This is a genomic window from Mesorhizobium sp. M7A.F.Ca.AU.001.01.1.1 (genome assembly GCF_004022735.1).
In the GTDB taxonomy this organism is placed as follows: domain Bacteria; phylum Pseudomonadota; class Alphaproteobacteria; order Rhizobiales; family Rhizobiaceae; genus Mesorhizobium; species Mesorhizobium ciceri.
The window spans coordinates 1-13,067 of record NZ_RZPF01000082.1 but is presented as its reverse complement, the minus strand read 5'-3'; the positions used below and the strand labels follow the sequence as shown (position 1 = coordinate 13,067).

General features: G+C 63.2%; 12 protein-coding genes and 2 pseudogenes. 7 read left to right on the top strand and 7 right to left on the bottom strand.

All coding sequences use genetic code 11. The features are described 5' to 3' along the window. The 7 genes and pseudogenes from EN884_RS07670 to EN884_RS07640 all read right to left on the bottom strand — a co-directional run. On the bottom strand, nt 1-463 hold a 463-nt coding region (locus tag EN884_RS07670; protein WP_127274672.1), incomplete at its 3' end, for an MSMEG_1061 family FMN-dependent PPOX-type flavoprotein. A 25-nt stretch (nt 464-488) separates the two neighbouring features. Then, nucleotides 489-1,163 carry a septation protein A gene (locus EN884_RS07665; protein ID WP_013528838.1) on the bottom strand — a complete coding sequence of 225 codons (675 nt, stop codon included), beginning with the start codon at nt 1,161-1,163 and terminating at the stop codon, nt 489-491. Between the two features lie 61 nt (nt 1,164-1,224). Continuing rightward, the gene (gene ftsY, locus EN884_RS07660) at nt 1,225-3,030 is read right to left on the bottom strand and encodes a signal recognition particle-docking protein FtsY (RefSeq protein WP_013528839.1); all 1,806 of its coding nucleotides are present in this window, start codon (nt 3,028-3,030) and stop codon (nt 1,225-1,227) included. A 12-nt stretch (nt 3,031-3,042) separates the two neighbouring features. Next, nucleotides 3,043-4,356 carry a tRNA (N(6)-L-threonylcarbamoyladenosine(37)-C(2))-methylthiotransferase MtaB gene (gene mtaB, locus EN884_RS07655; RefSeq protein ID WP_063169540.1) on the bottom strand — a complete coding sequence of 438 codons (1,314 nt, stop codon included), beginning with the start codon at nt 4,354-4,356 and terminating at the stop codon, nt 3,043-3,045. Further along, nucleotides 4,356-5,240 (bottom strand): diaminopimelate epimerase, encoded by an 885-nt coding sequence (gene dapF / locus EN884_RS07650; RefSeq protein WP_013528841.1) that lies wholly within the window; start codon nt 5,238-5,240, stop codon nt 4,356-4,358. Before dapF ends, mtaB begins: the two co-directional genes overlap by 1 nt. 96 nt (nt 5,241-5,336) lie before the next feature. Beyond that, nucleotides 5,337-5,498 (bottom strand): DUF1328 family protein, encoded by a 162-nt coding sequence (locus EN884_RS07645; RefSeq protein ID WP_013528842.1) that lies wholly within the window; start codon nt 5,496-5,498, stop codon nt 5,337-5,339. Beyond that, nucleotides 5,471-6,521 (bottom strand): annotated as a pseudogene (locus EN884_RS07640) (MBL fold metallo-hydrolase). Before EN884_RS07640 ends, EN884_RS07645 begins: the two are co-directional and overlap by 28 nt. 278 nt (nt 6,522-6,799) lie before the next feature. On the opposite strand from EN884_RS07640, the gene EN884_RS07635 reads away from it, so the two are divergent. From EN884_RS07635 to sucA, 7 genes and pseudogenes are all read left to right on the top strand, one after another. Then, nucleotides 6,800-7,339: a protease inhibitor Inh/omp19 family protein gene (locus EN884_RS07635; protein WP_013528844.1), complete on the top strand. Its 540-nt coding sequence runs from the start codon at nt 6,800-6,802 to the stop codon at nt 7,337-7,339. Between the two features lie 166 nt (nt 7,340-7,505). After that, nucleotides 7,506-8,705 (top strand): cell division protein ZapE, encoded by a 1,200-nt coding sequence (zapE, locus tag EN884_RS07630; protein WP_027163284.1) that lies wholly within the window; start codon nt 7,506-7,508, stop codon nt 8,703-8,705. A 368-nt stretch (nt 8,706-9,073) separates the two neighbouring features. Then, a complete protein-coding gene (gene mdh, locus EN884_RS07625; protein ID WP_013528846.1) occupies nt 9,074-10,042 on the top strand; it encodes a malate dehydrogenase in 969 nt (322 codons plus the stop codon). Nucleotides 10,043-10,085: 43 nt separating this feature from the next. Further along, nucleotides 10,086-11,279, top strand: coding sequence for an ADP-forming succinate--CoA ligase subunit beta (sucC, locus tag EN884_RS07620; RefSeq protein WP_024504973.1), 1,194 nt, complete (start codon nt 10,086-10,088; stop codon nt 11,277-11,279). 4 nt (nt 11,280-11,283) lie between these two features. Beyond that, the gene (locus tag EN884_RS07615; protein WP_013528848.1) at nt 11,284-11,655 is read left to right on the top strand and encodes a cupin domain-containing protein; all 372 of its coding nucleotides are present in this window, start codon (nt 11,284-11,286) and stop codon (nt 11,653-11,655) included. Nucleotides 11,656-11,696: 41 nt separating this feature from the next. Then, nucleotides 11,697-12,599, top strand: coding sequence for a succinate--CoA ligase subunit alpha (sucD, locus tag EN884_RS07610; RefSeq protein ID WP_013528849.1), 903 nt, complete (start codon nt 11,697-11,699; stop codon nt 12,597-12,599). Nucleotides 12,600-12,727: 128 nt separating this feature from the next. Beyond that, nucleotides 12,728-13,067: pseudogene (gene sucA / locus EN884_RS07605) on the top strand (2-oxoglutarate dehydrogenase E1 component); the annotation flags it as partial.

Below are 13,067 nucleotides of genomic sequence, written 5' to 3'. Positions count from 1 at the left end.
CTTTTGCGCAGTGCATGTAGGCCGCCTTGACGCTGACCACGACAACGCTTTGCGGCTCCCTGCCGTCGACGGCGAGCCGTTCGCGCAAATTTGCGTCGACGGTGATGCGGGCATCGCCGTTGACGCGCAGCGTCTCGTTCATGCCGGGGATGAGGAAGAGCAGCCCGACCGGGGGATTGACGAGGATGTTTTCCAGCGTGTCGAGCCGGTTGTTGCCGGGCCGGTCGGGAATGGCGATGGTGGTGTCGTCCAGAACGGTGGCAAAGCCCGGTTTGTCGCCCTTCGGCGTCACGTCGGCATTGCCGGCACCGTCGGACGAGCCAATCAGCACGAATGGGCTCTTGCCGATGAAGGAGCGGCAATGGCCGTCAAGTTTTTTCAGCTCCTTTCGGATAGAACCGTCGGTCGGTCGTGGCGTCTTGTAGATCGTCCTCAACTGGTCGCGCGTGGTGACGAATTCCATGGCCCTTTCCCCTTATTTGCAGGCTCTATTTCCCGGCCTTCTCTTCTTTGCCGGTCTTGTCGTCCAGCGAATGGCGCAGGATCAGCGGCATCTGGCTGAAGGTGAACAGAAGCGTGATCGGCATGATGCCCCAGACCTTGAAAGTAACCCAGGCGTCGGTGGAAAAATTGCGCCACACCACCTCATTGACGATGGCCAGGAACAGGAAGAACAGGCCCCAGCGGAAGGTCAGCTTGCGCCAGCCTTCAGCGTCGAGGCTGAAGGCTGAATCGAAGACATAGCCAAGCAGCGACTTGCCGAAATACAGGCCGCCGAGCAGCACCCCGCCGAACAGCGTGTTGACGATGGTCGGCTTCATCTTGATGAAGATGTCGTCCTGCAGATAGAGCGTCAGCGCGCCGAAAATGAAGACGACGACGCCCGACACCATCGGCATGATCGGCAAGGTGCGGGTGAGCAGCCACGAGGCGATCAGCGCGATTGCCGTGGCGGCCATGAACAGGCCGGTGGCGACGAAGATCGGCCCGCCGAACTCGGCCAGAACAGGGAATTTCTGCACCAGCCATCCGCTGCGCGCATTGGCGAAGAAGAACACCATCAACGGACCCAGCTCCAGCACCAGCTTGAGCAGCGGATTGACGCCTTCCTTCTTCTGCTTCTGCGGGTCCGACGGATCGCGTTCGAGAATGGGTGGGTTCATGGAATCTCTTTCTTGCGCATGATCTGATCCAAAAAGTCTGCACCTTTTTGGGACATGCTTGTTAAGCTACTCCAGCGATCGCCCTGGCGAATTCGCTTGCTGAGAAAGGTTCGAGGTCGTCGACCTGTTCGCCGACGCCGATGAAATAGACCGGCAATTTGTGCTTTGCCGCGATCGCCACCAGAATACCGCCGCGCGCCGTGCCGTCCAGCTTGGTCATCACCAGGCCGTTGACGCCGGCGACATTGCGGAAGATCTCGACCTGGTTGAGCGCGTTCTGGCCGGTGGTGGCGTCGACCGTCTGCAGCACGGTGTGCGGCGCTTCCGGATCGAGCTTGCCGAGCACGCGGACGATCTTTTCGAGCTCGGCCATCAGTTCGGTCTTGTTCTGCAGACGGCCGGCGGTGTCGATGATCAGCACGTCGGAGCCGGCCTCTTTCGCCCGCTCGAATGCATCATAGGCAAGGCCGGCGGCATCGGCGCCGAGCTTGGAGGCGATGACCGGCGATTTCGTCCGCTCGCCCCAGATCTTCAGCTGCTCGATGGCTGCCGCGCGGAACGTGTCGCCGGCGGCGAGCATGACCGACAGGCCGCCATCGGTCAGCTTGGCGGCGAGCTTGCCGATGGTGGTGGTCTTGCCGGTGCCGTTGACGCCAACCACCAGGATGACATGCGGCTTGTGCGAGAGGTCGAGCTCCAGCGGCATGGCGACATGGGTCAGCACTTTTTCCACCTCGGCCGCCATGATGGCGCGGACCTCGGTGTCGGAAACGTCCTTGCCGTAGCGGCTGGCGGCCAGCGCGTCGGTAACGCGCAAGGCGGTCTCCATGCCGAGATCGGCGCGGATCAGCACATCCTCCAGGTCCTGCAAAGTCTCTTCGTCCAGCTTGCGCTTGGTGAAGACGCCGGCAATGTTGCCGGTCAGTTCCTTGGACGAGCGGGCAAGCCCGTCCTTCATGCGCTGGAACCAAGAGCGCCTCGGTGCCGGCTCCGGCGCTTTTTGCGGCTCGGCCTTCTGCTCGACCTTCTTGGTGACGGTCACCTTGCCGGGGGCGGCTTTCGGCTCCGGCGCGGGTGGTGGAAGAGGCTGCGGCTCGGGCGCAATTTCCGCAATGACCGGCTGCGATTCGATCGGCGCAGGCTGGCGAATGGGAGGTGCGATTTCGGCGGCGGGTGCTTCGGGCGTCGGCGCTGAAACTTCTTCCTTCTCCCCGTCGCTATACGGGGAGAAGGTGCCGGCAGGCGGATGAGGAGCGGCGCCGGCCTCTGAAGACGGCTGAAGAGGGGACGGCGCCGGTGTGGGCACCTCGATCGGCGCTGGTGTTTCTGCCGGAACCTCGGCCGGCGTCGGCACTTCGACTGGTGCCGGCTCCGGCCGCTTTTCCGGGCGTGACGGGACGATCTCCGGTTCGGCCGGCGCCGGCGCTGGGACTTCTTGCGGCTGCCGTTCGGGCGTGGGTTCGGGAGTCGCAGGGGTGAGCGGAACTTCCTCGGGCGCCGGCGGCTCTGGAGTCTCTGGCGCGGGCGCCGGTTCTTCTTTCGGCGCGGGCTCCGGCAGAGGTTCCGGCTCGGAGGGAACAGTCGGCTCCGGTGCTGGCGGGATGGTCGGCTCCGGCGCGGGCACCGGTTCCTCGACAGGCGCCGGTTCCGGCGCAGGAATTACCTCCGGCTCGACCGTCGGCGTCGTTTCTGCCTCGGGCCGCGGCTCATCGCGCTTCAAGAACTCCGGGACGACCTGTTCGGCCGCCGGCTTCAGCGCATCGAGTGCTTCCCATTTGATCGGCGGTAGCGGGGCGGTCTCGTCGATCCGTTCCTCGACCACCTCTTTCTTGCCGAACGAAAATATCTTCTTGAAAAAACCAGCCATGCTTTGCGTTTCTCAGGCGGCGCGGGCGGCAAGCGGCGCCGCGATCAGCCTGGTACCATCGTGGCCCGATATATCGGCCTCGACGATCTCACCCGGTGCGCCCGTGCCGAGTGCGGCAAGCGTAAAACCCTCGGTGCGGCCAAGGCCGTCTCGCTCGATCAGGATCGACTGACGCGTACCGGTGAGCAACGACAGATGCCTGACATAGGCAACTTCACCGGCGGCGCGCAGCCGGGCGGCGCGCTGCTTGACCACCTCGCGGCGGAGCTGCGGCATGCGCGCGGCAGGCGTGCCTTCGCGTGGGCTGAAGGGGAAGACGTGGAGATGGGTCAGGCCACACTCCTCGACAATTTTCTCCGAGTTCTCGAACATTTCGTCGGTCTCGGTCGGGAAGCCGGCGATGATGTCGGCGCCAAAGACGATACCGGGGCGCAGCTTGCGCACATCCTCGCAGAAGCGGATCGACTGATCGCGCAGATGCCTTCGCTTCATCCGCTTCAGGATCATGTCGTCGCCCGACTGCAGCGACAGATGCAGATGCGGCATCAACCGGGGCTCGGTGGCGATGGCGTCGAGCAAATCGTCGTCGGCCTCGATCGAATCGATCGACGACAGCCGCAGGCGCTTCACATCGGGCACCTGTTTCAGGATGGTCTTCACCAGTTTGCCGAGCTTCGGCGCGCCCGGCAGGTCGGCGCCGAATGAAGTCATGTCGACGCCGGTCAGAACGATCTCGGCATAGCCGTTGCCGGCGAGCCGCTTGACCTGCTCGACCACGGCGCCCATCGGCACCGAGCGCGAATTGCCGCGGCCGTAGGGAATGATGCAGAAGGTGCAGCGGTGGTCGCAGCCGTTCTGCACCTGGACGAAGGCGCGTGCGCGGCCCTCGATGGCGTCGACCATGTGACCTGCGGTCTCGCGTACGGAAAAAATGTCGTTGACGCGCGCCTTCTCGGTGTCGTTGACGCCGAAATCCGGCAGCGCGCGGTAGGAATTCGCGTTCAGCTTCTCTTCATTGCCAAGCACGAGATCGACCTCGTCCATGGCGGCGAATTTTTCAGGCTCGGTCTGCGCGGCGCAGCCGGTGACGATGATGCGCGCCTGCGGGTTGTCGCGGCGCGCCTTGCGGATCGCCTGCTTGGCCTGGCGCACTGCTTCGCCTGTCACGGCGCAGGTGTTGAAGATCACGGCGCCACCTTCCAACGCGCCGAGGCCCGCACTTTCAGCCTCGCGCCGCATCACCTGCGATTCATAGGTGTTGAGCCGGCAGCCGAAGGTGACGACATCGATCCCCGGGGACACCGGGCTCTTGGGCAGAGCGGACATCAGGCCGCGCTTTCAGTGTCGCGGGCCCATGTCCCGATCGACGGGTCGAAGTTGCCGGAAAATTCCCATTCGGCGGCGCCGGTCAGGACCACGTGGTCATCGTCGCGCCATTCGACATGCAGCGTGCCGCCGCCTGGCGTCAACAGACTGACGCTGCGGCCGGTCCGGTTGGTGCGGGCCGCGGCCACCACGGCCGCGCAGGAGGCCGAGCCGCAGGCCTTGGTCAGGCCGGCGCCGCGTTCCCAGGTGCGGATGATCATGGTTTCGGGCGAAGTAACCTGAGCGATGGTTATGTTGGCGCGCTCGGGGAACATCGGGTGGTTCTCGAGCAGCGGACCGAAGCGGTCGAGCTCGTAGGACCAGACGTCGTTGTCGACCCAGAAGATCGCGTGCGGGTTGCCCATCGAAACGACCGAGGGTGAATGCAGCACGGGGGCGTCGATCGGGCCGATCTGCAGCTCGATCATGCGGGTGTCGCGGAATTCCTCGGCCAGCGGGATATCCTGCCAGCCGAAGCGCGGCGTGCCCATGTCGACCGAGATCGAACCGTCGGCGTGTTCGCGCGCATTGAGGATGCCCGCCACGGTCTCGAAGGTGAAGATCTTCTGGCCGGTCTCGGCGGCGAGCGCCTGGACGACGCAGCGCATGCCATTGCCGCAGGCCTGCGCACCGGTTCCATCGGAATTCAGGATGTCGATGAAAAAGGCGGTGCCAGACGTCCTGGCGTCATGGATCGCCATGATCTGGTCGAAGCTGGTCGCGGCATCGGCGTTCAGCGCAACCGCCGCCGCCGCCGTCACCCGATCGGCACGGCCACGCATATCGGCAACGATGATCTCGTTGCCGATGCCGTTCATCTTGGCGAAAGGGGCAGTGCTGGCCATTGCTCCGAAAAATTCCGTGTCCGTTTGGCGCTATATGGCGGAAACGGGCAGGAATTACCAGTGCGCAGCCGCTTGGTCTCGGCGAAAGCGCCGGACTTACGTGACGGCGAAAATGCCCAGCACCACCAGCAGGAAGATGATCAGAACGATGCCGATAAGGATACGCGCACCGGTGGCCGCGGCACCTGCCAGTGCCGGCATGCCGAGCAAGCTCGCCGCCGCGGCGACGATCAGGAGAATGATAATCCATTTGAGCATGACAATGCCTCGCAAACCGGCAGATATTTCAACCACATGAAAACGCGGTTGCAGCGCTGGGGTTCCGTCGAACCGATGCCTTGATCGTCAAGCGCCTCGGTCAATTTGCGCGCCGGCTCGTCGATCAGCTCGTCGGTGAGCTGGAAGGTGCCCCAGTGACAGCCGGCGGCATGGGCGGCGTTGCACAGCGTCATGCCTTGCACGGCTTCCCAGGATTCTGGTGCTGCGGCGCCATGAACCAGCGCGGCTCATAGGCGCCGATCGGCAGGATGGCGAAGCGGAAACCGCCATGTTTCTCGGCCATCCGCCGGTAGTTGATGCCATCGTGGAAGCCGGTATCGCCGGCGAAATAGAGCTTGCCGTCAGGCGTTTCGACGACAAAGCCGGCCCAGAGCGCCATGCGCCGGTCTCGGGCGCCACGCGCCGACCAGTGATGCACCGGCTCGACATGGACGGCGGCGCCATTGCCGATCTCGACGCTGTCGCCCCAGTCATGCGCCGACAGTCGCATGCCGGGCACGGCGGCTTCGATGATGGCGTCGTTGCCGAGCGGAGTGAGCACCAGCGGGTCGTGGCCGGCCTTCAGCCGCTTCAACGTGGCGAGGTCGAGATGGTCATAGTGGTTGTGGCTGACCAGCACGAGGTCGATCGGCGGCAGGTCGGCAAGGCGATGCCTGGCGCATTGATGCGTTTTGGTCCGGCGAAGGAAAGCGGCGAGGCGCGCAACGACCATACCGGATCGGTAAGGATGTTCAGACCGGCCGTCTGGACCAGCAAGGTGGAATGACCAACCATGGTCACTTCCAGCGCGGCGCCCTCGACCCTTGTCGCCGGCTTTGCCTGCGGAAAGGGGCTTGCATCGCTCGCCGGCCATTTCGAGCGCTGGCCATTCAACTGCCATTTCAGCAGGTCGGCGAAACGGCCGGGTGGCTGGCCGTCGGGATTGAAGAACAATGCGCCGTCGAAATGGTCGCTGGGCGGGCCGCTATAATAGCGATTGGCGGCTGTCTTTCTCGCGGCCAATTTTGCGGCTCCGGCAGGTGTTTCGTTTTCCAGACATAGGCGCTAAGGCGGCTCGCGCAAGCGTCCAACCGTCGATGTCGGCGCTGCACTGCTTTGACCGGATCCCCAGGCGACGCGCGACAAGCGGTCAGCCGCCGCGATTGCGATAAATTTGCAACAATTCTTGCTGCAAACTGTATTTTAACCATATCGGGTTGAAATTTCGCCACCTTCTCCATCTTGGTGGGGGTGAGATTGTGCGGACGGCTTCCCCCCAGCCGGATCCGACGGAGGTTGGAATGACTTTTTCGAAAACCGGTCTGGTGGCCGTATCGCTGGCGGCGCTCGTTGCGAGCGGCTGTTCGACCTCGCGTTTCTCCTCGATGGATGACCAGCAGCCGGCACCGCTGGAGGCCGCGCCCGCCGGCAAGGTGACGGCGAACCAACTGCCGCCGCCGGCATCGCCCGGCACCACCGACCCGTCTCAATTCCCGACCGCTCCTGCGAACACGCAGGTCGCCGCGCTGCCTTCGGATGGTTCGGCGCCGGCCGGCGCTTCGGACGTGACTGCCGCCAGCGTCGCCGGTGTCTGGAACGCCAGCGTTGCGGGCCAGAGCTGCAAGGTGGCGACACCGCAGACCAAATTCGGCGCCGGCTTCCGCGCTGGGCCGCTGCATTGCCCGGCGCCGATGGACGGCGTCAAGTCGTGGAACGTCGCCGGCAAGCAGCTGACGCTCTATGACGAGAGTGGCGGTGCGCTGGCGCGGCTCTATTCCTCGGGCGGCTCGAAATTCGACGGCCAGACTTCCAACGGCCAGCCGATTTCGCTTACAAGGTAGGCTAATGCATGTCGCCCAAAAGTGACCGCGGTTTTGGGAAAACAAAGATCTAAAGCGGGTCGTCTGAATCCGTTCAGACACGACCGCTTTAGTCCTCCGAATGCGTGTCGCGCAGAAGTGACCCCGATTTCGGGACAGCGACATGCATAAACAAATGACGTGACCGATGCATCTGCGTGACGGCCTCCAGACCCATGCGACCGTCAGGCAGCGCTACGAGCATCTGGTGGAAACCGGTACGATCGACCGCGATCCGGCGCAGGAACGGATCGTTGCGGCGCTCGACCTGCTGACCGATGAGATTTCGGCCAAGCGGCTGGCGCATAAGTCGAGCGCGCTGGGCTGGCTGTTCGCCCGCAAGCGCGAGACGCATGAGGCCGTCAAAGGCCTTTACATCCATGGCGGCGTCGGTCGCGGCAAGACCATGCTGATGGATATGTTCTTCGAGTTGCTGCCGGTGCGGCGCAAGCGCCGCGTCCACTTCAACGACTTCATGGCGGACGTGCAGGACCGTATCCAGAAGCACCGGCAGGCGCGCAAGAACGGCGACGTCAAGCAGGACGACCCGATCCCGCCGGTGGCCAAGGCCCTTGCCGAGCAAGCCTGGGTGCTGTGCTTCGACGAGTTCTCGGTCACCGACATCGCCGACGCGATGATCCTGTCCAGGTTGTTTTCGGCGCTGTTTGCCAGCGGTGTGGTGCTGGTCGCCACCTCGAATGTGGCGCCGGAAAACCTCTACAGCGACGGGCTGAACCGTCAGCTTTTCCTGCCCTTCATCGGCATACTGGAGCGGCACACACAGGTGCTGGCGCTCGATGCCGACAAGGACTACCGGCTGGAAAAGCTCGCCCGGACACCGGTCTATGTCACGCCGGCCGATGCGGCGGCGGACCAGCTACTCGACGAGGCCTGGCAAGCCATGACGCGCAACGCGCCGACCGCCGAGACATCGATTGCCCTCAAAGGGCGGCAGGTGATCGTGCCGCGTGCGGCAGGCGATGCGGCGCGGTTCTCCTTCGCCGATCTCTGCGAAAAGCCGCTTGGCGCGCGCGATTTCCTGGCGATCGCCGGACGCTTCTCAACCATTTTCATCGACCACGTCCCGGTGCTCGGCGAAGGCAAGCGCAACGAGGCCAAACGCTTCATCCTTCTGATCGACACGCTCTACGACCATCATGTGCGGCTGGTGGTGAGCGCCGAAGCGCCGCCGCAAGCGCTTTATGCCGCCAAGCGCGGCGTGGAGGTCTTCGAGTTCGAGCGCACCGCATCGCGGCTGATCGAGATGCAAAGCCGCGACTGGCTGGAGGATTGGGCGGAGCGGCAGAAAGGGAAGCCGGCGCCAGAGGCACAGCAGGCGCAGGCCTGAATTTCCAGGGAATGCATCGGTAGCGATCCTTTGCCCCTCTCTGTCATGCCAACGTCTACAACTCGAACCTCCTCGGCCACCCGCATCACAAGGGCGTCATTACCCGCATTCAGCCTTACGATTTCCATCTTCGTCGGTTATTTCCTCCCAAGTCGGCTTACAAACTTTGACGTTTACGTAAATCCCAAATGATCTAACCGATTGAAAACACTGACGCCAAAATAATCGTTTGAATTTTTTCCGTGCCGGGGCTATTGGGTGCGGCGAAAATTCGCGGTTCCCCGCAGCATTCCGGCCTCTTCTTCGACGCCGCCATCAAGTCACAGAGATTTGAGACGTCGTCACCGACAAAGGGAAAACATCCTCACATGGCACGCAACAAGATAGCGCTTATCGGCTCTGGCATGATCGGCGGCACGCTCGCTCACATGATCGGCCTCAAGGACCTCGGCGACGTGGTGCTGTTCGATATTGCCGAAGGTATCCCGCAGGGCAAGGGGCTCGATATCGCGCAGTCGTCGCCTGTCGATGGCTTCGACTCCAGGCTCACCGGCATCAACGACTATGCCGGCATCGAAGGCGCCGACGTCTGTATCGTCACCGCCGGCGTGCCGCGCAAGCCCGGCATGAGCCGCGACGACCTTCTGGGCATCAACCTTAAGGTCATGGAGCAGGTCGGCGCCGGGCTGAAGAAGTATGCGCCGAAGGCTTTCGTCATCTGCATCACAAACCCGCTCGACGCCATGGTGTGGGCGCTGCAGAAGTTCTCAGGCCTGCCCAACAGCCACGTCGTCGGCATGGCCGGCGTGCTCGACAGCGCGCGCTTCCGCTATTTCCTGGCCGAGGAATTCAAGGTCTCGGTCGAGGACGTCACCGCCTTCGTGCTCGGCGGCCACGGCGATTCCATGGTGCCGATGATCCGCTACTCGACGGTATCGGGCATTCCGCTGCCCGACCTCATCAAGATGGGCTGGACCTCGAAGGAGAAGCTCGACCAGATCGTGCAGCGCACCCGCGACGGCGGCGCCGAGATCGTCGGCCTGCTCAAGACCGGCTCGGCCTATTACGCGCCGGCCGCTTCGGCGATCTCGATGGCCGAAGCCTATCTCAAGGACAAGAAGCGCGTGCTGCCCTGTGCGGCGTATCTCTCCGGCCAGTATGGCGTCAAGAATACCTATGTCGGCGTTCCCGTGGTGATCGGCGCCGGCGGCGTCGAGCGCATCATCGAGATCGAGCTCAACAAGAGCGAGCAGAAGATGTTCGACTCCTCCGTGGCGACGGTGCAGGGCCTGACCGAGGCCTGCGTCAAGATCGCGCCGCAACTCGCCTCCAAATGAATCTCCAGTAAGTGAACCCCCAGTCGATCCGGAGACCATACAGATGAACATCCATGAGTATCAGGGCAAGGCACTGCTGAAGTCGTTCGGCGCGCCGGTGGCCGAAGGCGTGCCGGTGTTCAAGGCGAGCGAAGCGGAAGCCGCCGCCAAGGCGCTGCCGGGCCCGCTCTATGTGGTGAAGAGCCAGATCCATGCCGGCGGCCGCGGCAAGGGCAAATTCACCGAGCTCGGCCCGGACGCCAAGGGCGGCGTGCGGCTGGCGAAATCGGTGGCCGATGTCGTCGCCAACGCCAACGAGATGCTGGGCAACACTCTGGTGACCAAGCAGACCGGCCCGGCCGGCAAGCAGGTCAACCGCCTCTATATCGAAGACGGCGCCGACATCGAACGCGAGCTCTATCTGTCGATCCTGGTCGACCGTTCGGTCGGCCGCATTGCCTTCGTCGTCTCGACCGAGGGCGGCATGGACATCGAGGCGGTCGCGCATGACACGCCGGAAAAGATCATCACCGTCGCCATCGACCCGGAAAAAGGTGTCACTTCAGCCGACCTGAAGGCGCTCAACGGCGCGCTCAAGCTCGACGGCGATGCGGCCAAGGACGGCGATACGCTGTTCCCGATCCTCTACAAGGCCTTCGTCGAGAAGGACATGAGCCTGCTCGAGGTCAATCCGCTGATCGTCATGAAGAACGGCCGGCTGCGCGTGCTCGACGCAAAAGTGTCGTTCGACAACAACGCGCTGTTCCGTCACCCCGACGTGCTCGAACTGCGCGACACCACCGAAGAGGACGAGAAGGAAATCGAGGCGTCGAAATACGACCTCGCCTATGTCGCGCTCGACGGCAATATCGGCTGCATGGTCAACGGCGCCGGCCTTGCCATGGCGACGATGGACATCATCAAGCTCTATGGCGCCGAACCCGCCAACTTCCTCGATGTCGGCGGCGGTGCGTCCAAGGAAAAAGTGACGGCGGCGTTCAAGATCATCACCAGGGATCCGGCGGTCAAGGGCATCCTGATCAACATCTTCGGCGGCATCATGAAGTGCGACATCATTGCCGAGGGCGTCATTGCCGCGGTCAAGGAAGTCGGCCTGGAAGTGCCGCTGGTGGTGCGCCTGGAAGGCACCAATGCCGAGCTGGGCAAGAAGATCATCAACGACAGCGGCCTGAACGTGGTGTCGGCCGACGATCTCGACGATGCAGCCAAGAAGATCGTGGCGGCGGTGAAGGGCTGATCTGGTGCCTCCGCATAAGATAAACCTGGTCGAGGCTGCGGATCAAAAGATCAAGAAGGTCTTCGATCCGCATATCGCCGGCGACGTCAACGACAGCCAGGCGAAGGTCGCCAAGTTCGGCGAGGTCTTCGATTGGCACGCGCATGACAATGAGGACGAAGCCTTCCTCGTGCTGCGTGGGCGTATTGCCATCGATTTCCGCGACGGCCCGGTCGAACTCGGCGAGGGCGATTTCATCGTCGTGCCGCGCGGCGTCGAACACCGGCCGCGCTCGCTCACCGTTGAGCCCGTGGTGCTGATGTTCGAGCCGGCAACGACGCTCAACACCGGCAACGCCAAGAGCGACCTCACCGTCGCCGACTTGAAGCGGCTCTGACCATGTTTTCCTCGATCAACGGTTTTTAGAAAAGGGCTCCCATGTCCATCCTCGTCGACAAGAACACCAAGGTGCTGGTGCAGGGCCTGACCGGCAAGACCGGCACGTTCCACACCGAACAGGCGCTGGCCTATCACGGCACGAAAATGGTCGGCGGCATCCATCCCAAGAAGGGTGGCGAGACGTGGACCGGCGCGAAGGGCGAAAGCCTGCCGATCTTCGCCACCGTCGCCGAGGGCAAGGAAAAGACCGGTGCCAATGCGTCCGTCGTCTATGTGCCGCCGGCAGGCGCCGCCGAAGCCATCCTCGAAGCGATCGAGGCCGAGATCCCGCTGATCATCTGCATCACCGAAGGCATACCGGTGATGGACATGATCAGGGTCAAGGCCAGGCTCGACCGTTCGACCTCGCGGCTGATCGGCCCGAACTGCCCGGGCGTGCTGACGCCCAACGAATGCAAGATCGGCATCATGCCCGGAAACATCTTCCGCAAGGGCTCGGTCGGCGTTGTTTCGCGGTCGGGAACGCTTACTTATGAGGCAGTGTTCCAGACCACCAATGTCGGCCTCGGCCAGACCACCGCCGTCGGCATTGGCGGCGACCCCGTCAAAGGCACCGAGTTCATCGACATGCTCGAGATGTTCCTCGCCGACGAGGAGACCAAGTCGATCATCATGATCGGCGAGATCGGCGGTTCGGCCGAGGAAGACGCCGCGCAGTTCCTCAAGGACGAAGCCAAGCGTGGCCGCAAGAAGCCGATGGCCGGCTTCATCGCCGGGCGCACGGCGCCGGCCGGCCGCACCATGGGCCACGCCGGCGCGGTCATCTCCGGCGGCAAGGGCGGCGCCGAAGACAAGATCGCGGCGATGGAATCGGCCGGGATAAAAGTTTCGCCGTCGCCGGCAAGGCTGGGCACGACCTTGGTCGAAGCGATCAAAGGGTAAGGGAGTAGGGGAGTAAGGGAGTAGGGCAGTAGGGAAAATAGCAGCGGCAAAAAGCCCTGCTCCCCTATTCCCTTATTCCCCTACTCCCCTCCAAAAACAGGAGACGGAGCCGGGCTCCGCGGACAAAAATGGCAAGACAAGATCAGGCCAACGACCAATTTTCTCTCACCTCTTTCCTCTATGGCGGCAATGCCGATTACATCGACGCGCTTTATGCCGCCTATGAGGACGATCCAGCCTCGGTCAATCCCGAATGGCAGGAGTTCTTCGCCGGGCTGAAAGACGATTCCGGCGATGTGCGCAGGAACGCCAAGGGCGCCTCCTGGGCCAAGCCCTCCTGGCCGCTGCAGGCCAATGGCGAACTGGTGTCGGCGCTCGACGGCAATTGGGGCATCGTCGAGAAGACGATCGAAAAGAAGGTCAAGGACAAGGCGGTCACCAATGGCGTCGTCCTGTCCGACGCCGACG

Excerpts from the sequence above, each read along its gene's own strand:
- EN884_RS07635 (WP_013528844.1), top strand. The coding sequence starts at position 6,800 with ATGACTTTTTCGAAAACCGGTCTGGTGGCCGTATCGCTGGCGGCGCTC.
- EN884_RS07665 (WP_013528838.1), bottom strand. The coding sequence starts at position 1,163 with ATGAACCCACCCATTCTCGAACGCGATCCGTCGGACCCGCAGAAGCAG.
- sucC (WP_024504973.1), top strand. The coding sequence starts at position 10,086 with ATGAACATCCATGAGTATCAGGGCAAGGCACTGCTGAAGTCGTTCGGC.
- mtaB (WP_063169540.1), bottom strand. The coding sequence starts at position 4,356 with ATGTCCGCTCTGCCCAAGAGCCCGGTGTCCCCGGGGATCGATGTCGTC.
- ftsY (WP_013528839.1), bottom strand. The coding sequence starts at position 3,030 with ATGGCTGGTTTTTTCAAGAAGATATTTTCGTTCGGCAAGAAAGAGGTG.
- EN884_RS07645 (WP_013528842.1), bottom strand. The coding sequence starts at position 5,498 with ATGCTCAAATGGATTATCATTCTCCTGATCGTCGCCGCGGCGGCGAGC.
- zapE (WP_027163284.1), top strand. The coding sequence starts at position 7,506 with ATGCATCTGCGTGACGGCCTCCAGACCCATGCGACCGTCAGGCAGCGC.
- sucD (WP_013528849.1), top strand. The coding sequence starts at position 11,697 with ATGTCCATCCTCGTCGACAAGAACACCAAGGTGCTGGTGCAGGGCCTG.
- mdh (WP_013528846.1), top strand. The coding sequence starts at position 9,074 with ATGGCACGCAACAAGATAGCGCTTATCGGCTCTGGCATGATCGGCGGC.
- dapF (WP_013528841.1), bottom strand. The coding sequence starts at position 5,240 with ATGGCCAGCACTGCCCCTTTCGCCAAGATGAACGGCATCGGCAACGAG.